General features: G+C 66.0%; 19 protein-coding genes. 10 read left to right on the forward strand and 9 right to left on the reverse strand.

Annotated elements, in window-relative coordinates:
* Positions 1-6 precede the first annotated feature (6 nt).
* Positions 7-822 (reverse strand): sulfite exporter TauE/SafE family protein, encoded by an 816-nt coding sequence (locus tag BM175_RS05250; RefSeq protein WP_090960306.1) that lies wholly within the window; start codon positions 820-822, stop codon positions 7-9.
* A gap of 18 nt (positions 823-840) precedes the next feature.
* The gene (gene dusA / locus BM175_RS05255) at positions 841-1839 is read right to left on the reverse strand and encodes a tRNA dihydrouridine(20/20a) synthase DusA (protein ID WP_090960310.1); all 999 of its coding nucleotides are present in this window, start codon (positions 1837-1839) and stop codon (positions 841-843) included.
* A gap of 126 nt (positions 1840-1965) precedes the next feature.
* Between dusA and BM175_RS05260 the strand changes: the two genes are divergently transcribed.
* The 7 genes from BM175_RS05260 to BM175_RS05290 all read left to right on the forward strand — a co-directional run bounded on the left by BM175_RS05260 (position 1966) and on the right by BM175_RS05290 (position 9402).
* Complete coding sequence (locus BM175_RS05260; RefSeq protein ID WP_090960313.1) at positions 1966-2247, forward strand: acyl carrier protein; 282 nt, start codon at positions 1966-1968, stop codon at positions 2245-2247.
* Positions 2248-2325: 78 nt separating this feature from the next.
* Positions 2326-3531 carry a beta-ketoacyl-ACP synthase gene (locus tag BM175_RS05265; RefSeq protein WP_090960316.1) on the forward strand — a complete coding sequence of 402 codons (1206 nt, stop codon included), beginning with the start codon at positions 2326-2328 and terminating at the stop codon, positions 3529-3531.
* Between the two features lie 48 nt (positions 3532-3579).
* Positions 3580-4863: a beta-ketoacyl-ACP synthase gene (locus BM175_RS05270; RefSeq protein WP_090960319.1), complete on the forward strand. Its 1284-nt coding sequence runs from the start codon at positions 3580-3582 to the stop codon at positions 4861-4863.
* 20 nt (positions 4864-4883) lie between these two features.
* Positions 4884-5927, forward strand: coding sequence for a zinc-binding dehydrogenase (locus BM175_RS05275; RefSeq protein WP_090960322.1), 1044 nt, complete (start codon positions 4884-4886; stop codon positions 5925-5927).
* Positions 5924-6847 (forward strand): lipid A biosynthesis lauroyl acyltransferase, encoded by a 924-nt coding sequence (locus BM175_RS05280; protein WP_090960324.1) that lies wholly within the window; start codon positions 5924-5926, stop codon positions 6845-6847. Before BM175_RS05275 ends, BM175_RS05280 begins: the two co-directional genes overlap by 4 nt.
* 83 nt (positions 6848-6930) lie before the next feature.
* The gene (locus tag BM175_RS05285; RefSeq protein ID WP_090960327.1) at positions 6931-8931 is read left to right on the forward strand and encodes a putative bifunctional diguanylate cyclase/phosphodiesterase; all 2001 of its coding nucleotides are present in this window, start codon (positions 6931-6933) and stop codon (positions 8929-8931) included.
* A gap of 141 nt (positions 8932-9072) precedes the next feature.
* Positions 9073-9402 (forward strand): response regulator, encoded by a 330-nt coding sequence (locus tag BM175_RS05290; protein ID WP_090960329.1) that lies wholly within the window; start codon positions 9073-9075, stop codon positions 9400-9402.
* 209 nt (positions 9403-9611) lie between these two features.
* On the opposite strand, the gene BM175_RS22625 is transcribed toward BM175_RS05290, so the two are convergent.
* Positions 9612-9758, reverse strand: a complete 147-nt coding sequence (locus BM175_RS22625) for an entericidin domain-containing protein (protein WP_175526768.1) — start codon at positions 9756-9758, stop codon at positions 9612-9614.
* 238 nt (positions 9759-9996) lie between these two features.
* Between BM175_RS22625 and BM175_RS05295 the strand changes: the two genes are divergently transcribed.
* The gene (locus BM175_RS05295; protein WP_090960332.1) at positions 9997-10956 is read left to right on the forward strand and encodes a lysylphosphatidylglycerol synthase transmembrane domain-containing protein; all 960 of its coding nucleotides are present in this window, start codon (positions 9997-9999) and stop codon (positions 10954-10956) included.
* Between the two features lie 21 nt (positions 10957-10977).
* On the opposite strand, the gene BM175_RS05300 is transcribed toward BM175_RS05295, so the two are convergent.
* The gene (locus BM175_RS05300; protein WP_090960335.1) at positions 10978-11790 is read right to left on the reverse strand and encodes a DUF1194 domain-containing protein; all 813 of its coding nucleotides are present in this window, start codon (positions 11788-11790) and stop codon (positions 10978-10980) included.
* Between the two features lie 143 nt (positions 11791-11933).
* Between BM175_RS05300 and BM175_RS05305 the strand changes: the two genes are divergently transcribed.
* Complete coding sequence (locus BM175_RS05305) at positions 11934-13682, forward strand: hypothetical protein (RefSeq protein ID WP_090960337.1); 1749 nt, start codon at positions 11934-11936, stop codon at positions 13680-13682.
* Positions 13683-13746: 64 nt separating this feature from the next.
* Here the strand turns inward: BM175_RS05305 and BM175_RS05310 are convergent, their stop codons facing one another.
* From BM175_RS05310 to BM175_RS05330, 5 genes are all read right to left on the reverse strand, one after another.
* Positions 13747-15201 carry an aspartate aminotransferase family protein gene (locus tag BM175_RS05310; protein ID WP_175526769.1) on the reverse strand — a complete coding sequence of 485 codons (1455 nt, stop codon included), beginning with the start codon at positions 15199-15201 and terminating at the stop codon, positions 13747-13749.
* A gap of 12 nt (positions 15202-15213) precedes the next feature.
* Positions 15214-16227, reverse strand: coding sequence for an NAD-dependent epimerase/dehydratase family protein (locus BM175_RS05315; protein ID WP_090960340.1), 1014 nt, complete (start codon positions 16225-16227; stop codon positions 15214-15216).
* Positions 16224-16607, reverse strand: a complete 384-nt coding sequence (locus BM175_RS05320) for an EamA family transporter (protein WP_090961235.1) — start codon at positions 16605-16607, stop codon at positions 16224-16226. Before BM175_RS05320 ends, BM175_RS05315 begins: the two co-directional genes overlap by 4 nt.
* 186 nt (positions 16608-16793) lie before the next feature.
* Complete coding sequence (locus tag BM175_RS05325; RefSeq protein ID WP_090960343.1) at positions 16794-18143, reverse strand: FAD-binding oxidoreductase; 1350 nt, start codon at positions 18141-18143, stop codon at positions 16794-16796.
* Positions 18136-19578, reverse strand: a complete 1443-nt coding sequence (locus BM175_RS05330; protein ID WP_090960346.1) for a UbiA family prenyltransferase — start codon at positions 19576-19578, stop codon at positions 18136-18138. Before BM175_RS05330 ends, BM175_RS05325 begins: the two co-directional genes overlap by 8 nt.
* 483 nt (positions 19579-20061) lie before the next feature.
* Here BM175_RS05330 and BM175_RS05335 point away from each other — a divergent pair, with 483 nt between their 5' ends.
* On the forward strand, positions 20062-20880 hold the full coding sequence (locus BM175_RS05335) for an outer membrane protein (protein ID WP_090960349.1): 819 nt from the start codon (positions 20062-20064) through the stop codon (positions 20878-20880).
* Positions 20881-20924: the final 44 nt, after the last annotated feature.

Genomic DNA, 20924 nt, shown 5'->3' on the forward strand with positions numbered 1-20924 from the left:
CGGCGATCAGAACGCGCTGACCATGAAGCGAAGCGCCACCGTCAGCAGGAAGAGACCGAACCCCACCTCCAACTGACGCCTGGTCAGGCGGTGCGCCAGCGTCGCACCAAGCTTCACGGTCGGCATCGACATCGGGATCAGGATCGCAAGGGCGGCAAGACTGACATTGCCGAGGCTGAGCGGGGGGAGGTCCGGGTGCCCCCAGCCGCCGACGATGAAGGGCACGATGCCGGGGATCGCGATCAGGACGCCGACACCCGCGGATGTCGCGACCGCCTGATGCATTGGACGGCCGTAGAGCGTCATGAACGTGTTGTTCAGCACCCCGCCGCCGATCCCCATGATCGCCGACAGGCCACCGATCAGCAGTCCCGCCACCGTGCGTCCGACACGGCCCGGCAGGTCGCTGCCGAGCACGAAGGGCAGCTTGCCGATCAGCATGCGCAGCCCGAGCACGAGAGCGATGGCGGCAAAGATTGCGGCCAGCACGTCGGACGGCAGAAGGTTGGCGATGGCGCCGCCAAGAATTGCACCCAGCGGCACCGTGATCAGCCACTGCTTCAGCAACACCAGGTCGACGGCGCCGCGTGCCATATGGGCACGAAGCGAGCGGATCGACGTCGGGATGATCAGCGCGAGCGACGTGCCCACCGCGACCTGCATCCGCACGCCGGACGCGACATCGAGCGTCGTCAGCACCTGATAAAGGACCGGGACCGTGACGGCGCCGCCGCCGATCCCTAAAAGGCCCGCGAGGAAGCCGGACAGGAGGGCGCCCGCAGCGAGCAGGGCCGCAAGCGTCCCGATTTCCGCCCAATCCATTGCAGAAGGTCCTCGCCGTCAGGCCGCAGCCGCGTTTGCAGGATCGAGCTGCACCTCGGCAAAGGCGTCGCGAAGAAGTTCCGGCGTCGCTCCCGGACGGACCGCTCGTTCCGACAGGATCTGACGCCAACGACGAGCGCCCGGCAGGCCGGTGAACAGCCCGATCATGTGGCGCGTGACGTTCGACAGGCGGCCGCCGGCGGCCATGTGCCGCTCGGCATAGGCCGCCATCGCGTCGATCAAGGCGGGGTAGTCGACCGGGACCGGCGGCTCGCCATGGCAAAGCTCGCCGACGCGTGCGAGTTCGGACGGTGTCTGGTAAGCGCCCCGCCCCATCATCACGCCATCGACGCGGTTCAGATGCGATGCCGCGGCCTCGGTCGTCGCGAGCCCCCCGTTGAGGCCGACGAACATCTCGGGCAGTCGCTGCTTCAGCCGATAGACGCGCTCGTAGTCGAGCGGCGGTATCTCGCGGTTCTCTTTGGGGCTCAGCCCCTGCAGCCACGCCTTGCGCGCGTGAACCCAGATCGCCGAGACGCCGGCTTCCACGGCCCGGTCGGCCAACACATCGAGCGCGGGCTCCGGGTCCTGCTCGTCGACGCCGATCCGACATTTCACCGTGACCGGGATTGCGACCGCCTCGCGCATCGCGGCGAGGCAGCGTCCGACGAGGTCGGGATCGCGCATCAGGCAGGCACCGAAGGCACCTGACTGAACCCGGTCCGATGGGCAGCCGACATTCAGGTTAATCTCATCGTAGCCAAAGGCTTCACCGATCCGTGCGGCTTCCGCGAGCTTGGCCGGATCGGACCCGCCGATCTGGAGCGCGAGCGGGTGTTCGGCGGCATCGAAGCCGAGAAGCCGGTCCCGGTCACCGTGCAGGATCGCATCGGCGACCACCATCTCGGTGTAGAGAAGCGCGCGGGGCGCCAGCTGCCGGTGCAGGTAGCGACAATGACGATCGGTCCAGTCGATCATCGGCGCGACGGCGAACCGGACGGGGAGATAGGGGCGCATGGGGTCCGGGCCGTTTTCGCGAGCGACGGGATAAAAGAGGAGCCGGCGGGTTCGCTTTGCAAACGCTGGAGGATTGCATATAGGTTCGCCGCACGAACGATCCGACAGATTTACGAGGAAGATCCCTTGTCTTCAACCTTCGACCGGGTCGCCGACATCATCGCCGAGACCAGCGAGATCGACCGCGACCAGATCACCCCCGAGAGCCATACGATCGACGACCTCGGCATCGATTCGCTCGACTTCCTCGACATCGTCTTCGCGATCGACAAGGAATTCGGCATCAAGATTCCGCTCGAGAAGTGGACGCAGCAGGTCAACGAAGGCGCAGCTTCCACCGAGGAGTACTTCGTCATGAAGAACCTCTGCGCCAAGATCGACGAGCTGCGGGCCGCCAAGGCGGTCTGACCCGGCCGACCGCACGATCGAGCACCTATCTTCCGCGGGCGCCCGGCGCGCCCGCGCCTACCCTTGACGGAACCGACCATGGATCAGCCCGCGCGAGACGTCTTGATCACCGGGGTCGGCCTGGTTTCCTCGCTCGGCGAGGGCGTCGAGACGCATCTGGCTCGGCTGGCCCCGCACGGCAACATCCAGCCGGCGATCGAGAGCGTCGAGCCGACCGGGCATTTCGTCCATCCCCTCCCCCCGATCGACTGGTCGCTGCAGATCCCGAAGAAAAGCGACCAGCGCCAGATGGAAACCTGGCAGAAGCTCGGCGTCTATGCGGCCGGTCTTGCCCTGACGGATGCGGATGTCGCAGCCGACGAGGCGACGCGTGCGAAGGTGGACATGATCGTCGCGGCCGGCGGCGGTGAGCGCGATCCAGACGTCGACGCCCTCGTGATGGCGCGCGCGCGCGGCCAGGACGATCCGCTTCCGATGATGAACGAGCTTCTGTCGAGCGAACTGCGCCCGACGCTGTTTCTCGCGCAATTATCCAACCTCATGGCCGGCAATATCTCGATCGTCCACAAGGTGACGGGCTCCTCGCGCACCTTCATGGGTGAGGAAAGCGCCGGCATCTCCGCCGTGCAGGTCGCCGCAGCGCGCATCCTTGCCGGCCAGAGCCGCATCTGCCTCGTCGGCGGCGCCTTCTCGGCCGCTCGCAAGGACCTTCTCGTGAACTACGAGCTCGGCGGATACCTTCTTGGCGGCGACTGGCGGCCCGTGCCCGCCCGCACGAGCGCGGACGCCGGCTTTGTCCCGGGAAGCGTCGGAGCCTTTCTGGTGCTCGAAGAGGCCGAGCACGCTCGGGCACGCGGCGCGACGGCCTATGGGCGTCTCAGTTTCGTCGCCGGCGATCGCGGACCGCGTAGCGATGGACGACTTGCAGAGCGCCTCGGGCGTCTGTTCGACGAGAGCGGCGTCAGCGACGAGGAGCTTCTCGTCCTGTCCGGCGCAAGCGGACAGGACGAGGCCACGAGCGAGGAACTGACGCTTCTCAACCGCCGGTTCCCGCAGGCGGCCGTTCGCACCTTCGGAAGCGCCGTCGGCCACGCGATGGAGGCACATTTTCCAACCGGCGTCGCACTGGCCGCCATTCACCTGTCGGCCGGTCGCCTCCCCGCACCTGCTGCCGGCGGTGAGGAACGCCCCGCCGACTTCGCCCCGTCCTGCGCTCTCGTGACCAGCGTTGGCCACGTCCGGGGCGAGGGCGTTGCGCTGGTCGAGGCGATCGAGCCCCGCTGAAGCATGACTGTTGAGCCGGGCGCTCCGGCGCAAGGACGGATGGAACGGATGACGTCTCGCGATCTCGATTTTCAGGGTCGGCCGATGGTCGCGGTCACCGGCGTCGGCGTTGTGTCGTCGCTCGGTCGCGGCGTTGCCGACAATTGGGCGGCCCTGACCGCCGGCCGATCCGGCATTCATCGAATCACGCGGTTTCCGACCGACAACCTGCGCACTACGATCGCCGGCACCGTCGATTTCATGGCCGTCGAGCCGTGGAGCGGCATTGCACTGTCCTATGCGCTGGCGGAGGCCGCGGGGACGGAGGCCATCGCTATGGCGGGCCTCGACCCCACGGCTTTCGGCGCCCCGCTGTTTCTGGCCGCGCCGCCGATCGAGCTCGAATGGTCGCAGCGGCTTGTGCTGGACAAGCTCTCGGGCGAGGCGCGCGAAGAAGCGGGCTACGACCGGCTTCTCGAACTCGCGCGCACCAACCGTTCCGCCGCGATCTACGACCTGACGCTGTTCGGCGGCATCTCGGAGCGCCTGGCCGATACGCTCGGCACGCGCGGCCTGCCGATAACGCTGTCGACCGCCTGCGCGTCCGGCGCGAGCGCAATCCAGCTCGGGCTGGAAGCCATCCGGCGCGGCGACGCCGAACGCTGCATCGCCATCGGTACCGACGGCTCGGTCGGCGCCGAAGCCCTGATCCGCTTCTCGCTCCTGTCCGCCCTGTCGACGCAGAACGAGAATCCCGAGCGCGCCTCGAAGCCGTTCTCGAAGGACCGCGACGGCTTCGTGATGGCCGAGGGCGCAGGGGCGCTGGTGCTCGAGTCCCTGGCGTCTGCCCGTGCCCGCGGCGTCGAAATCCTCGGCGTCGTCCACGGCATCGGCGAGCAAGCGGACGACTTCCACCGCACCCGCTCCAAGCCGGACGGCTCGCCAATCATCTCGACCATCCGCGCCGGCCTCGACGATGCCGGCCTGACGCCAGCCGACATCGGCTACATCAACGCCCACGGCACGTCGACACCGGAAAACGACCGGATGGAATACACCGGTCTTGCGGCCGTATTCGGCGATGCGATCGCCTCGGTGCCGATCTCGTCCAACAAGTCGATGATCGGCCACACGCTGACGGCCGCCGGGGCGATCGAGGCCGTGGTTTCGATCCTGTCGATGCGCAACGGCACGCTTCCGCCGACGATCAACTACCAGCAGCCCGATCCGGCCATCCCGCTCGACGTGGTGCCGAACACGGCGCGCTCGGCCGATGTATCGGCTGTCCTGTCCAATTCCTTCGGTTTCGGCGGCCAGAACGTTTCGCTCGTTCTCGGCCGCGAGCCGCGCTGACCGTTCTTCCAGGAGCTTCCATGCGAGCCTTGCAACTCGTCGCCGACCGAGACCTGCGGACCGTCGAGGTCGACGCGCCGGGCGCCCCCGGTCCCGGCGAGGTGACGGTCCGCATCCAGGTCGTCGCGCTGAACCATATCGACGTCTGGGGTTGGCGTGGCATGGCCTTCGCCAAGCGCAAGCTGCCGCTGACGATCGGCGCGGAGGCGTCGGGCGTCGTCGAGACGCTGGGCGCGGGCACCTCCGGGCTGGTGCCCGGTCAGCTCGTCTCGATCTACGGCGCGCGCACCTGCGGGCTCTGCCATGCCTGCCGCGAAGGCCGCGACAATCTCTGCGAGCATGTCGGCGGTGTGCACGGCTTCCATCTCGACGGCTTCGCGCAGGAGCGCATCAACCTGCCCGCGCGCCTGCTCGTGCCGGCTCCTCCGGGCTGCGATGCCGTCGGCGCAGCGCTGGCGCCCGTCACCTTCGGCACGGTCGAGCACATGCTCTTCGACAACGCCAAGCTCCAGCCCGGCGAGACCATCCTCGTCCATGCCGGCGGCTCCGGCATCGGCACGGCGGCCATCCAACTCGCCAAGCGCCATGGCGCGACGGTGATCACGACAGTCGGCTCCGACGAGAAGATCGAGCCGGCCAAGGCGCTCGGCGCCGATCACGTCATCAACTACCGCACCGACCGCTTCGAGGGCGTCGTGCGCAAGCTGACTCGAAAGAAGGGCGTCGACGTCGTCTTCGAGCATGTCGGCAAGGACACGTTCGCGGGCTCGATGCTCTGCCTGAAGCGTGGGGGCCGGCTGGTCACTTGCGGTTCGACCTCGGGCGTCTCGACCGAGGTCAATCTGATGATGCTGTTCCAGCAGCAGCTCAAGCTCCTCGGCTCGTTCGGCTGCCGAATGGAGAACATGGCCGACGCGATGGAGAAGATGGCGCGCGGCTGGGTGAAGCCCGTGATCGACACCGAGGTCGGCTTCGACGACATCGACGTCGCGCTGAAGCGCATGGAAGGCCGGCAGGTATTCGGCAAGATCGTGCTGCGCGTGGATCGCGACATCGCCGCATGAGCGGACGGTTGCTGGAACGTGTCTGGAAGCGGCAGCGGCAGTCGCGCGACTGGCTCGTTGCTCAGGCCCTGTTCGCGATGCTCGCCGTGCTCAGGCAGTTTCCGGCGCGCAAGGGTCTGGCGTTCGCCGACCGGCTTGCCCGATGGATCGGCCCGAAGACCTCGCGGCATCGGATCGCCATCGAGAACCTGACGCTCGCCTACCCCGAGAAGAGCGCTGCCGAGATCGAGGACATCGCCCGGCGCAACTGGGGCCAGATGGGTCGCATTGCGGCGGAATACGTCTTTCTCGACGAGATCTTCGACTTCGACCCCGCGCGCGAGCCGGGCACGGGAATGGTCGAGGTCGAGGGGATCGACCTGTTCCTCCGGCTGCGCGACAACCCGAAGCCGATCATCTTCTTCACCGCTCACCTCGGCTCGTTCGAACTTCTGCCGATCTGCGCCGCAACCTTCGGGCTCAATCTGACGGCGCTCTTCCGTCAACCGAACAATCGCTACATCGCGCGTAAGGTTCTGTCGGCTCGGCGCACGCGCGGCGGACATCTCGTTCCCTCCAAGGCCGGGGCGGCCTGGGCGCTAGCCGGCACGCTGGAGGCCGGCGGCAATGTCGGCATGCTGGTGGACCAGAAGTTCAAGCGCGGCGAGCCGACGACCTTCTTCGGGCGCCCCTGCCGCACCAATCCCCTCGTTCCCAAACTCGCCCGCAAGTTCGATTGCGACATCCACCCTGCCCGTTGCGTGCGTCTTCCGGGCGGGCGCTACCGGCTGTCGCTCGAGCCCCGGCTGGAACTCAAGCGCTCCGCCAACGGCGAGATCGACGTCGCGGGGAGCTGTCAGCAGCTGAACGACGTCGTGGAGCGCTGGGTGCGCGAGAATCCGGACCAATGGATGTGGTTTCACCGACGCTGGCAGGTGTGACGCGCACGTCAAGATCGCACACAAGCGATCCGCTTCCTTAACCTTCGTCGCCTAGGGTCCCTTGGCGAAGGAATCCGGGTGCGATGATCACATTCCTCAAACGGTATTCGGCAACGGCGATTGGCGCGGGCGCGGTGCTTGCGGCGGTATCGGTCGCGGGCGTGTATATCAGCAAGGAGACGGTCTCCAGCCTGCTTGCCTCGACCGCGCAGCAGCGCGTCGGGGGCTTCGTGACCTATCTCGAAGAGACGAAGGGGGCCGTCGAAGCGCTCCTGACCGGCATCTCCCGCGATCCCGAACTCGAAAGCGAAATCCGGTCCGTCGCCCTGGCATCGGGCCTGACCAACTTCACGATCTTCAACCTTGCCGGCGAACCCCAGTTCTCGCTGAAATCCGAGGACCATGCCTGGCTGCTGCGCGAGCGCCCCGGCGGCATCAACGGTCTGGAAAAGCTCGCGGTCAGTGCCGTCGAGCGTCCCGGCCAGTGGAGCGAGGTGGTTCGATCAGCTTCGGGTGAAAGCCTTGTAATCTCACCGCTCGAACGCGCCGGAACGCGTCAGGCCTTCGTATCGGTCGCGCCCGACATGTCCGGGGTGGAGGAAAATCTCGCCAAGACCGTCGGACTAGCGGTGGCTGGCCTGATCGGCGTTCTCGTGACGGGCGCCGGTGTCCCGGGCCTCATCTATATTCGGCGCAAGTGGCGCATCGAACAGGCCGACGAGCGCATCCAGTTCCTCGCCAATCACGATACATTGACCAAGCTCCTCAATCGAAAGCGGATCGAGGAGGAAGCGGGGCGGATCCTCGCGACTTGCCGCGCCACGCGCGAGCGCCTCGCGGTCTGGGCCGTCGACATCAAGGGCCTTGGGGATATCAACCAAACGGTCAGCCAGGCCGGCGGCGACGAGCTTCTGCGGACCGTCGCCGATCGCCTGATGCGCATCAACGATCGCAACGATCTCGTCGCCCGCACGGGCGCCGACGACTTCATGATCGTCCAGCGCAACCTGCGCGGCATGAACGATGTCGAGGCGTTGGCGCGGCGGATCCAACAGGAGATCGAGGCGCCGGTCACGATCGAGGGGATCGAACTGACGCCGCAGCTGTGCATGGGCGTGGCGCTGGTGCCCGAGCACGGGCGCACCATTGGCGAGCTGTTCCAGAACGCAGAACTCGCCGTGCTCGTCCACAAGAGCACGAAGCAAGGCGACTTCGTCCTGTTCGAGCCATCGATGGACGAGGAGGCGACGCGTCGCCGGATGATTGAACGGCGCATGCGCGAAGCTCTGGAGCACGAGCAATTCGAGCTTTTCTACCAGCCGATCGTGCGCGCCAGCGACCAGACGATCCTCGGCTTCGAGAGTCTGATCCGACTGCCCGATGGCAAGGGCGGCTATATCCCGCCCTCGGTCTTCATCCCGATCGCCGAGGCGCGAGGCTACATCAAGGCGATCGGCGACTGGGTTCTTCGCGAAGCGACGCGCCAGATCGCGCTGTGGCCGGAAGAGCTGTTCATTTCCGTCAATCTCTCGGCCGTGCAGTTCCGCGACGGGGATCTCGTCTCCATCGTCCGCAACGCGCTGGAAGCTGCCGGCATCGCAGGCCGCCGGCTGGAGATCGAGGTCGTCGAAAGCCTGCTTCTCGATCGGTCCGACACGATCCTCGAGCAGTTGCAACAACTGAAGACACTCGGTGTGTCGATCGCGATGGACGACTTCGGCACGGGCTACTCGTCGCTCGGCTATCTCTGGCGCTTCCCCTTCGACAAGCTGAAGATCGACCAGTCCTTCATGATCGCCTTCGAGCAGGGCGAGCCGAACATACGCCACATCATCGGGACGATCGTCAGTCTCGGACACCACATGAACCTGAAAGTGGTAACCGAAGGCATCGAGACGCCTGCGCAGGCGAAGATGCTGATGGAAATCGGTTGCGATCAGTTGCAGGGCTACCTGTTCGGAAAGCCGGCTCCCGCTGAACGCGTGGCGGCCGAACTCCTCACCTCGCTGTCCAAGCGCGCGGTGGTTTCGGATGCCTCGACGACGTCGATCCCCGTCGGCGAACCGATCGCCTCGCTGGCTTGAGACCTGACGCCACAACCGGCGGCTAAAGGGCTCGCCGCTGGCATGGTAAATGAAAAGTCAAGAAGTCGCTGGAAATTTATTTCTTGTTAAGGCGAACCTTGTGCGAAGCAGGTCGTTGTACGGGAAACGAGGGCTTCTTCGATGCGCGTACTGATCCTGGAAGATGAACCGCTGATCGCAATGGACCTCGAGGACATCGTGGTCGAGACGCTGCAGGCGGACTGCGTCTGGGCCAGCAGCCTGACGGATGGTCTTCGGCGTATCCAAGAAGGCGTCGACTTCGCACTTCTGGACTTCGATCTGGGTGGTCACAATTCGACGTCGATCGCCCGGACGCTTGAGGACCTCAAGGTGCCCTTCTGCTTCGTGTCCGGAAGCCTCTCCGACGTTCCCAGCCGGTTCAGCCGGATCCCGAAGATCGCCAAGCCCTATCGTCCTGCGGATATCGTGCGGGCGTTGACGGCGGCCTGAAATCTGCGCTCGGGCCGAAAGGACCTCTGCCTCCGCGCTGGCTCCGGTACGCGAGACCTGATCCGGAGCGCGCCAGCGCGGCGACACCCAGATCATCGCCCTTTATGCTTACCAAGCGACTAACGGCTCTCATCCCGTTCCAGCGGGCATGAAAAAAGGCCGGCGAACCGGCCTTTCTCGTTAGCACGGCTTGGAGGCGAACGCCCTCCTTAGCGAGCCACGTCCTTGACCGCAGCGCCGGTCGCATCGACCGTGTTGCCGACGTCACGGCCCACGCCGCGCACGGTATTGGCGCAACCGGAAACCACCATGACGGCAGCGAGCGTTGCGGCGACGACGGAAATGCGACGGATCATGACCAAACTCCTCAGGGTCCCGATTGCGGCGAAGAAACGGCAACTGCGACATTCGGTTCCCTGAAGCGAACATATTTTGACGCGACCGGAATTTGCGGGTCATCATCGGCAGCGGCGCGACCTGTCTGACAGTTGAAGGCGTATCGCTTTCCACCGTACCGCCTCAGGCTTATGTCTGTTGGGGCAGGCCGTTCGTCGGCAGCGCTCGGGCAACTGCCGCGACAGGGAAGGAGCAGGCATGAAGTGGAAGGACGCCATCTGGCCCATCGTGGGTCTCGCGGCCGTGGTCCTCTCCTGCTGGATCCTCTACAAGGAAGTGCGAGGCCTCTCGCTCGACGACATCTGGGTGAGCTTTCAGAACGTGAGCTTCGGGCAGTGGGCGCTGTCGATCCTCTGTGCCCTGCTCGCCTATGCCGTACTTGCCTATTACGACCGGCTGGCGCTTCGGCATCTTGGCCGCAGCGTGTCTCTCCCTTTCGTGGCGGCGACCTCGTTCACGACCTACGCCCTGTCGCACAACATCGGTGCATCGGTCTTTTCCGGGGCCGTCGTGCGCTATCGCGCCTACAGCTCGCGCGGGCTGACACCGTCCGAGATCGCGTTGCTCATCGCCTTCTGCTCGTTCACCTTCGCGCTCGGCATCCTTGTCCTCACCGCCCTGACGCAACTCGCCGACCCCGGCATGATCCGTCGCTATGTTGACGTCGATCCCTGGGTGCCGATCGGGTTGGCCGTCCTGATCCTGCTTCTGGTGGGGCTCTATGTCTTCGGCAGCTTCCGCGGCTTCCGGCCGCGCAAGATCGGAGGTTTTCTGCTGCAATACCCGAGGCGCGACGTCGTTCTGCGTCAGCTTATCGCCGCCCCGCTGGAGATCGTGGCCGCCGCGGGCATCATCTACTTCGCGCTGCCGCCGGAGACCAATCCGGGTTTCGTGATCGTGCTCGCGATCTTCGTCGTGTCGTTCTCCCTAGCGCTGGTGTCGCACGCGCCGGGCGGCCTCGGTGTCCTGGAGGTCACGTTCCTCACCGGACTGTCCGACGTGCCGGAGACCGACGTTCTCGCGGCCCTCTTCGTGTTCCGGATCCTCTATCTCCTGATCCCGTTCGCGGTCGCGATCGTAATGGTCCTGAGCTTCGAGCAGAATGCGATGCGCCAGCGTCGCCGGTCGTCGGCCGGCGTCCCCGCGCCGCGGGCCTGAACGCGCAAACGGCCGTAACGCTCAGCGCTGCCAGCGTTCCTGCCATTGGGCTTCGCCGATGAGACAGTTCGCGGGTGCCCCTTCCATTGCCGCGGGGACGATGCGGTCCTGCCTCGCGCGGATCGGCCAGAGCCCGGCCAGTTCGAGGACCAGCTTGCGCCTAACCGCCTGCGGGAACTGCGCCCAGTCGTTCACGGGGATCATGAACGAGCCCGGACCGCCGATCACGCAATCGGTGTAGTAGCGGTCAAGATCCCGGATCGATCCCCAACCGCCGCGAAGATCTTCACCCTGCGTCATCAGCGGCAGGCCGTTGATCGTGATGCCACGCGCCACCGCCGCATCGCGCGCGTCGGTGACCGGGCGCCCCTGATTGTTCGGCCCGTCGCCCGAGACGTCGATGACGCGGCGCATACCCTCGAAGCCGTTGCGGTCGAACAGACCGGCCGCGAAATCGATCGCCGAGGAGATGGAGGTCCGCCGCATCCGGTCCGGCCGCGCCTCGGACAGGCGATAGGCGAAGGCTTCGGCGGCTTCCTTGCCGTCGATCAGCGTCCAGGGCAGCACCACCTGCTGCGACGTGTCGCCGGCCCATTCGACATAGGTGACCGCTACGCGGCCGTGCATGCCGTCGGTGATCGCCTGCTGCAGTTCGGCGGAGCGGAAGGCGGCGACGTAGCCGTCCCGCTGGATGTCGAGCTCGCCGTAGTCCATCGACCACGAAACGTCGACTGCAATCACCAGCTCGACGTCGACCGGCTCCTCGCCCGCGGCCTTGGCGGGGATCGAGTTCAGGAGCGATCCGCAGATCGCGAGGGCGACGAGCTTCAGCATCGCATCAACGTCCGCCCATTCCGATTCGGATGCAAGTCCCGAACGAAAGGCTGCGACGACGGATGCCGTCGAGACGGTACTTAATGGCGGCTTAAGGCCGTTTTGTCAGAGTGTGGACGACCCGCAACTGCCGGAAGCCGTCGATGTCCCTCCCCCTCGAAACCCGCATCGGCGCCCATCGCGTGCCACACGTATCGCCCTCGTCCGCGATCCTGTCGCCGCTCGCGATCGGACTGGCGACGGTGCTGGTGGCGGCGCTCCTGCTCAGCCTGCCGATCTCGCTGCCAATCGGTGCAATGTACTGGGACGTCGTCGTCTTCATCGACGGGGGCTGGCGCGTGCTCAACGGGCAGACGCCGTCGGTCGACTTCTTCGCGCCCGTCGGCCCGCTCGGTTACTGGCTCTTTGCGGCAGGTCTCGAGATCTTCGCCAAGCCGCAGCCGCTCCTGCTGGCGCAGTGGATGCTGCTGCCGGTGACGCTCGCCGGCCTCCTTCCCGTGCTCGTGCGCATCGACAGGAGCTCGCGCACGCTGGCTTTAGCACTTCTGCTGCCGTTCCTCCTGTTTCAGCTTCTGCCGACCAATCTCGAGCAGTTCTCGTCCTATCCCGGGTTCGACGGCTTCGGGATCTACAACCGCCATGGAACGCAGCTTCTCTACGTGCTGATGGTCGCGCTCGTGTTCGAGCGCCGTCAGCGCGTGCTCCTGTTCGTCATCGCTTGGATCTGCGCGGCGCTGTTCCTGTCGAAGATCACCGGTTTCATCGCGGCGGGCGGGCTTTGCGCCTTCGCGTTCGCGGCCGGACGGGTGCGCCTGTCGACAGCGGTCGGTGCGCTCGCGGCCTTCGCGGCGGTGCTGGCTGGACTGGAGGCGACGACCGGCGTCGTCAGCGCCTATCTCGGCGATATCGCTTCGCTCGTCGGCATGAACGAGGGTGTTCTCATCAGCCGCTTCGTCCAGGCGGCTTCGATCCATTTCGGCATCTTCGCCTCGGGTTGCCTCCTCTTTGCCGCCCTCCTGTTCCTCGACAGCCGCCCCATCGCCTCGACGATCGGCGCCGCCGCGCGTCATCCCCTGCGCGCCGCGACCTGGGTCGCGCTTCTCGATCGGAACGCCGTCTGGCTGGGCGTCGCGCTCCTCGCAGGCCTGTTTTTCGAGACGCAGAACACGGGCGGTCAGGCCTTCATCTTCATTTGGCCGGTGCTGGTGCGCATCGCCTGCGACGCCTCGCGCCATTCCCAGCGCGCGACGGTTGCCGTTCTCGTCCTCGTCGCAGCCGTCGCGATGCCTCCGTTCGTCAACGTCCTGCACCGCTCGGCTCGGGCCGTCGTCGGGCAGCTGATGTACGTGAAGGTGCCGGCACAGAACCTGAAGGCCCTCGACAGCGTGACCCAGCGGCCCGAGGTGATCGACCGGGCGGCGCACATGATCGACAACTACGTCGCCTATCCCCGGACCTACGAGGCGCTGGCCGCCGACGGGCAGCTGCCGATCTTCAGCCTCTATTCCGAGCTCGATTTCCAGGCGGCCTGGCTGATGACGGCCAACGAGGCGGTGGACGCGATCCGCGCCTACGAGACGGCCCATGGGGTGCGGTTCGAGACGATCATGAACCTCAATTTCGTGAACCCCTTCCCGTACGCCCTGGGCCGTCAGGGCACGCCGTTCATCGCGATCGGCGCCGATCCGTTCCGTGCCATCCCGCCGCCGAACGCCCGGACGATCGAGGCCGTCCGCAACACGGACCTCGCGCTCCTGCCGCTCTGCCCGGTGACGGTGGCGAACCAGACGATCCAGAAGATCTATGCGGAAGGCCTGCGCGACCACGTCGCCGTGCCGCTGTCGCGGTGCTGGACGGCGTATATTCGCCCCGGACTGATCCGGGGCAATTGAGGCGACAACAAAAAGGCCGGGTCGATCGACCCGGCCTTTTTCGTGACGGGTATGAGCCTCCGGCTCAGCCCATCTGCGTCTTCACGAAGTCCTTGACGATCGAGACGATGCCGCGGCCGAGAAGCTCGTCCAGCGCGTCGCAGAACTGGTCGACGTTCTCGTGGGAGCAGATCAGCGGCGGCTCCAGGCGGATGACGTTGCGATTGTACTCGGTGAAGGCGACGAGGCAGTCGTAGTCCTTGAGGAGCAGCGCCCCGATGAAGCCCGACAGCGAGCCCTTCAGCTTGTCGTCGAGGAGCGCCACCACGGGACGCAGCGCGAAGGGCAGCGTCTGCGAGAAGTCGTGGAACTCGAGGCCGACCATCAGCCCCCTGCCGCGGACCTCCTTGATGATCGACGGGTACTTCTGCTGAATCGCCTGGAGGCGCTCCTTCAGGTACGCGCCGACCACCTCGGCATTGCCGATGAGATCTTCGTCGTAGAGCGTGTTCAGAGCCTCGATCGAAGTGGCGCAGCCCTCGCCGATACCGCCGAACGTGGCATGGGCATGGATCATCGCCGTCTTCGGCGTGCCGTAGGCCTTCATGTAGACGTCGCGCTTGGCGATCATCGCGGCCATCGCCGCCTTGCCGCCGCCGAAGCTCTTGGCGAGCGCGGTCACGTCCGGCACGACGCCGTGGTGCTCGAAGGCGTAGAAGCGACCGGTGCGCCCGTAGCCGCACTGCACCTCGTCGGCGACCCAAATGACCTTATGCTGGTCGCACAGCGCGCGAACGCCCTGCCAGTATTCGGTCGGCGCCTCGACGATGCCGCCGCCGCCCTGCACCGTCTCCAGCACCACGACGCCAACGTCCGGGTCGGAGCGAACGACGGCGGTCAGCGCCGCGAGGTCGCCGAAGGGCACGCGATAGGTGTTCTCGACCAGCTTGAACTCGCCCTTGTAGAGCGGCGAGTCGGTGATCGAGAGGACGCCTTTGGTCTTGCCATGGAACGAGTTCTCGGCATGGACGATCTTGCAGTTCTTGCGACCGCTAGCGCGCTCGGCGACCTTGATCGCCGCTTCCATGGCTTCCGAGCCGGACGAGCCGAGGAACACCATGTCGAGGTCGCCGGGCGAGCACGCCGCGACGTTCTTGGCCAGCGCCGCCGCGTACTGCGACAGGAAGGCGATGGCGATCTCGTGGCGCTTCTCGTCCTGGAACTGCTTGCGTGCGCCCACGATCCGCGGGTGGTTGTGGCCGAAGGCGAGCGAGCCGAAGCCGCCGAAGAAGTCGAGGATCTTCCGGCCGTTCTGGTCGATGTAGAACATGCCCTCGGCGCGCTCGACCTTCACCTTGTGGAAGCCGAGCAGCTTCATGAAGTGGAACTGGCCGGGGTTGATGTGCTCCTTGAACACGTCGGCCATGGTGCCGACGTCCATGGCCTTCGCCTGGTCGAGGGTCAGCATGTCGGGCTTGGGCGGCCCGAGGCGCGGGGCGTCGTCGAGCGCGGGGGCGGTGGTCGTCGGACGATCAAGCATGGCGCGGGCTCCTCACTCGGCCGGCTGGGGATAGGCGGAGCGGGCGGCCGAGCGGCCCTCCTTCTTCGCGCGATACTCTGTATAGGCGGCGATTAGCATGTCCTCGTCGCGGTACTGCGGCACCCAGCCGAGGTCGCGCTTGCCCTTCGAGACGTCGAGCACGCATTCCTCGTCGGCGATGAGGTACTGCTCGGGGTCCATCAGCGGCATGTTCAGCCAGTCGAGGAAATCGAGCGTGCGCTTCACCGCAAAGCCTGGCGTCGGGATCAGGATCGACTTCGAGCCGGCATGGCGCACGAGGTCGCCGAGAAGCTTCTTCACCGGCGGCGGGTTGAGCGAGCCGAGATTGTAGGCCTCGTTCGGAACGCCCGCCTTCCAGGCGAGACGCGCCGCCTCGGCGCAGTCGAAGACCGAGATGAACTGATAGGGGTTGCGACCCGAGCCGATCATCGGCACCGGCAGGTTCGCGTCGATCAGCTTGAACAGCTTCTCGAGGATGCCGAGACGCCCCGGCCCGATGATGAGACGCGGGCGGAACAGCGAGATGTTCATGCCGCGCCGGCGCCAGTCGGCCGCCAGGACCTCGGTGTCGAGCTTCGACTGGCCGTACTCGCCGAGCGGCGCGACCGGATGATCCTCGGTCATCGGCGTCGTGACGGTGTGGCCGTAGATCATGTCGGTGGTGAAATGGACGAGCCGGCCGGCGCCCGCGCGGTCCATCGCCTCGATGATGTGCTTCGTGCCGTCGTAGTTGACGGGGTAGAAGAACTCGTGGCGCTTGGCACGCACCTGAAGCGGCGACAGCATCTTGGCCGACAGGTTGTAGACCATGTCGGCCGCTGCGATCGGCACCCGGTTCACGGCGGCCGCATCGGTGACGTCGACGTCGAGATGCGTGGCGCGGGCGTAGTGCGGCAGGTCGGCCTTGGCGATGTCGGCGACCACGACCTCTTCGCCGTCTGAGACGAGGCGCTGGGCGAGATGGCGGCCGACGAAACCGTCGCCGCCGAAGATCACGTGCTTCATCGAATGGCTCCTTCGGTGGAATGGGTCTTGGCGGTGATGGTCACCGGCACGTCGTCGGCGATCGTAGAGCCCGTGCGGGCGATCAGGATCGTGCCGACGCAGATGAGAGCGATGCCGCCGATGCGAGCCGCGTTCAGTTCCTCGCCGAAGAGGAACCAGGCCGCGAAGGCGACGACGACGTAGGCGAGGCTGAGGAAGGGGTAGGCGTATGTCAGCTCGACCTTCGACAGCACGAAGAGGTGCGAGGCCATCGAGATCACGAAGGTCAGGAGCCCCAGGAAGATGAAGGGGCTGAAGACGATCGAGAGGATCTTGAGGATCGGGTTGACGCCCGCGAAGCTCAAGGGGCCGAGCTGCATCATCCCGTATTTCAGGAGCATCTGCGCGGCCGCGTTGGTGAACACTGTGAAGAGGATGAAGGGGATGTACCGGCTCACGCCTTGCCTCCCGGCTGTTGGATCTCGGGCCGGATCCTTGGCGGAGCCGGTATGCCATGCGGTAAAGACGAGGCGGGCTCGCGCGGTTGTGAACCGGCATTTCCCCCGCCAGCGTCAATCAATCCTTGCCTACGCGGCCGCGCCGAAGTGCTGCCGTCCTGCATCGAGCCGCAGCGCCGTGCGGCGCCAGAAGTCCGAGACGATCGCGGGGTCGCGCATCGCCTCCAGCCGGCGCCATCGCGGGAAGGAGGCGGCGAAGACCTCCGGTGACATGCGGGCGTCCTTGTAGGGGTTTACCGCACCGCCCGCCTCGATCGTGATCCGGTCGAGCTCGTCCATCAGGGCGAGCGTCGGGGCGCCGCGATTGGGGAAGTCGAGCGTCAGCGTGTAGCCGCGGCGCGGGAAGCTCAGGAGCCCCGGGCTCGGCAGGTCGCCGAACCGCTTGAGCACGGTGAGGAACGAGCCCTGACCGTGGGCCACCGCGCATTCCATCAGCGCCCGCACCGCCTGCCGACCCATTTCCTCCGGCACGACGCTCTGGTGCTGGCGAAGGCCCTGCGGCCCGTAGAGCCGGTTCCAGCCGCCGATGCGGTCGAGCGGATAGAAGAACCCATCGAAGGGCACGTTGCGCGTGACCTCCGCCCGGCGAAGCTTGCGGAAGTTCAGCTCGTTGAACGCCTTCAGCGCCACTCCCCGCAGGGGACTGACCGGCGGCGTGAACGGCACCGAAAACAGCGGCCGCCGGGCCCGGCCCGTGTGATCGCCCTTGCCGGCATGGTCGCCGCAGATCAGGTGGCCGCGGCCGAAGCGGGCCCCCCGCGCCAGCTGGTCGATCCAGGCGACGGCGTATTCGTGACGCTCGTCGGCCTCCGCGGCCCGCGCGAAGTAATCGTCGAGGCAGGACAGTCGATGCGTCGTCTCACAGATGGTCAGGGACGGCACGGCGAGCAGCCGAAGGCGGACCCGCGTCACGATGCCCGTCAGCCCGAGCCCTCCGATCGTGGCGGCGAAGACGTCGGCGTTCTGCGTGCGAGAGCAGACGAGCGTGCCAAGGTCGGAGCGCATCAGCGTGAAGGCTTCGACCCAGGCCCCGAAGCTGCCGCGACGGTGATGGTTCTTGCCGTGGACGTCGTTGGCGAGAGCCCCGCCGAGCGTGACGAACTGGGTGCCCGGCGTCACCGGAAGGAACCAGCCGTGCGGGGCGATCCGCTCGGTGATCTCGTGGAGGAGGACACCGGCTTCCGCCTCGATCACCCCTTCCTGCAGGTCGAGGGAGAGGATGCGGTTGCGCACGCGCATGTCGACGAGGACGCCCGTCTCGTTGAGGCACGTATCGCCGTAGGATCGGCCGTTGCCGCGCGGCAGAAGCCCGGCTTCATTGGGCGCGACCGGGAACACGGCCGCCTGCGGCGCCTCGATCGCCCGTCGCCCCTCCGGCGGGGGTGGCATCCGCCCCCAGTTCTCGTAGAGCTCAGGCATAGGCCGCCACCAGGAACATGCAGGCGCCGAGCACCATCATGATCTGCGAGCGCCAGTCGTGCATGATGAAGACGACCGGATCCTCGTGCATGTGGTTGCGGCGAGCGAGAACCCAGATGCGCACGATGATGTAGAGGACGAGCGGGCAGAGCGGCCAGAGAAGATAGGGGTGCGAGTAAAGTTCGCGGACCTCGGCGCTGTCGATGTAAAGAGCGAGAACCATCACCGCCGCAAAGCCGGAGGCCATGCCCGCCTGCCCCACCGTGTCGAGGTCGACGTCGACATAGCCGCGACCGGTCGAGGAGCGGTTCGCGCCGCCGCCGAAATCCATGATCTCGACGAAGCGCTTCACCAGCGCCAGCGACAGGAAGAAGAAGATCGAGAAGGCGAGGAGCCAGAAGGACTCGTTGGAGTCGATCGCCATGGCACCGGCGATGATGCGCGTCGTATAGAGTCCGGCGAGCGTCAGGACGTCGATCAGGAGCATGCGCTTCAGCGCGAAGGAATAGGCGGTGGTCGCGACCATGTAGAAGGCGAGCGTCGCCATGAACTCCCATGGCAGGACAGCCGCAATCGCGAAGGACGACAGGAACAGGCCCGCCGCCAGGGCCAGCCCGACCGGGATCGGCACGAGGCCGCTCGCGAAAGGACGCTTGCGCTTGGTCTTGTGGCGACGGTCGGCGGCCAGATCCAGAAGATCGTTCAGGATGTAGACCGAGGACGCCGCGAGCGAGAAGCAGATGAAGGCCAGAAGCGCCTTCAGCGCCATCGGCACGTCGAGGAATTCGTGGTTCAGCGCCATCGGCACGAACACGAGGACGTTCTTCGTCCACTGGTGCGGGCGCATGGCCTTCAGCATGCCGCGCGCGAGCGAACCGGTATCGGTGATGAGACGCGAGGGGCGCGTCGCCGCACCATGCCAGCGGCGGGCCGAGCGGTCGGGCTGGACCACGGTCGCGCTTTCGGCCGCTTCGAACAGGCAGACGTCGTCGTGCGAATTGCCGACATAGTCGAAGGCTTCGCCGTCGCAGCGAGCGCGGATACGCTCAAGCTTGCGGGAAGCCGAAAGGTTGGTCGTCCGGTCGCTCGCCATCACCTCGTCGAAGAGACCGAGATGGGCGGACACGGCGTGGGCGAGACGCTCATTGGAAGCGGTGGCCAGAATAATCGGCCGGCCGGCCTCGCGCTCGGCCTGCAGCGTGGCGACCACCTCCTCGCGATAGGGAAGTGTCGCCGCGTCGATCTCGGTGCGCGCCGCCAGCTCGTCCTTCAGGACAGCCTTGCCCTGAAAGGCCCAGCCGAACAGGCGCCAAAAGCCGAGCGGCTGCTGGCGCGCGAAGTGAAACAGGCTTTCCCACAGTAGGTCTCCACGGATCAACGTTCCGTCGAGGTCGACGAACAAGGGTCGTCCCGTTCGAGTGACGTAGGTATCCATGACATTATCCTTCCCGAGGCTTTGTCAGCTGCGGGGGACTATCTTCGTGGCGAGGTTTCCCCACGGTAAAACAAAGGAAAATCGTCCGGATATTGCCGAACATGCTTAAGAGGATGCCGCAGGAAACGCGGGCATTTGAAAGAGTTGGCACAGCTCTGAAACAGCGGCGTCGTCCGTTTTCTTGCGTGGAGCCTACCGAAGGGCGAAAGCGGGCATCACACAGCGGTGAGCCGTCCATCAGGGTCTGAAGAAGAGCAAATTAGGGCGTTGAAAACGCTCGCGAAACGCTCCCACCCCTCGCTTTCAGGCTCGCGCCGCGCGTGCTCTGAAGGCAACACTCGCGGAGCCAAGCCGGCAAGGTCGACTTGCGTTCGCTCGCTCGACATTATCTTGTTCACACGAGAGGCGGAGCGATACCGACCTTCCGATTCCAAAGTAACAGCCGCCCCGCATCGACGGACGGCGGCACCCTGGAGATCAACCATGAAGCGCCTTGCCCTGCTGCTCGCCTCGGCCGCCCTCGCCTCCCCGGCTTTCGCTGCCGACGTCGTCTACGAAGAGCCGGCAGCGCCGATGGCGGTGATGGCCCCGGTCTCCAACTGGACCGGCCTGTACCTCGGTATCCAGGGCGGCGGCGCCTTCAACCCGGACAACGGCGACAACCTCGCCATCGTCCCGAACTTCGGCGGTGCCGGCGCTGCCTTTCTGACCAACGCCTTCGGCAACAACTTCTCGTCGGAGTTCGAGTCGAGCTTCATCGGCGGCGCGCACATCGGCTACGACTACCAGATCGACCGCTTCGTGGTCGGCGCCCTCGTGGACATCAACGCCCTCGACATCGCGCAGCGCTCCAGCGCCTTCTCGAACACGCCGGCCTTCTACACCGCCGAGCGCAGCCTCGACTATCTCGCGACCGGTCGCCTGCGCGCCGGCTACCTCGTCACCGACATGGCGCTCCTCTACGCCACGGGCGGTGTCGCGTACGGCGAGATCGACTACGGCTTCTCGACCAACAGCCCGGCCGTCACGGCCGCCTTCCCGGCCGTCATCAACTCGGACGAGGACGACTGGGGCTACTCGGTCGGCGGTGGCATGGAAGTGAAGGTCACGCAGAACATCTCGTTCGGCGCCGAGTACCTCTACACCAACCTCGGTGATGGCGGCTCCTCGACCATCCTGAACGGCGGACCGTTCGACGGTTCGGGCGCGGCGGTCATTCCGGGCCAGTTCACCGACTTCCGCTCGAGCGGCGACTTCGACTTCCACACGATCACGGCGAAGCTGTCCTACCGCTTCAATTGATCGAGCCTTCCGGCACAGAAAAGCCCGCCGCGTCGAAGGACGCG

The organism is Aureimonas phyllosphaerae (assembly GCF_900113065.1).
In the GTDB taxonomy this organism is placed as follows: domain Bacteria; phylum Pseudomonadota; class Alphaproteobacteria; order Rhizobiales; family Rhizobiaceae; genus Aureimonas; species Aureimonas phyllosphaerae.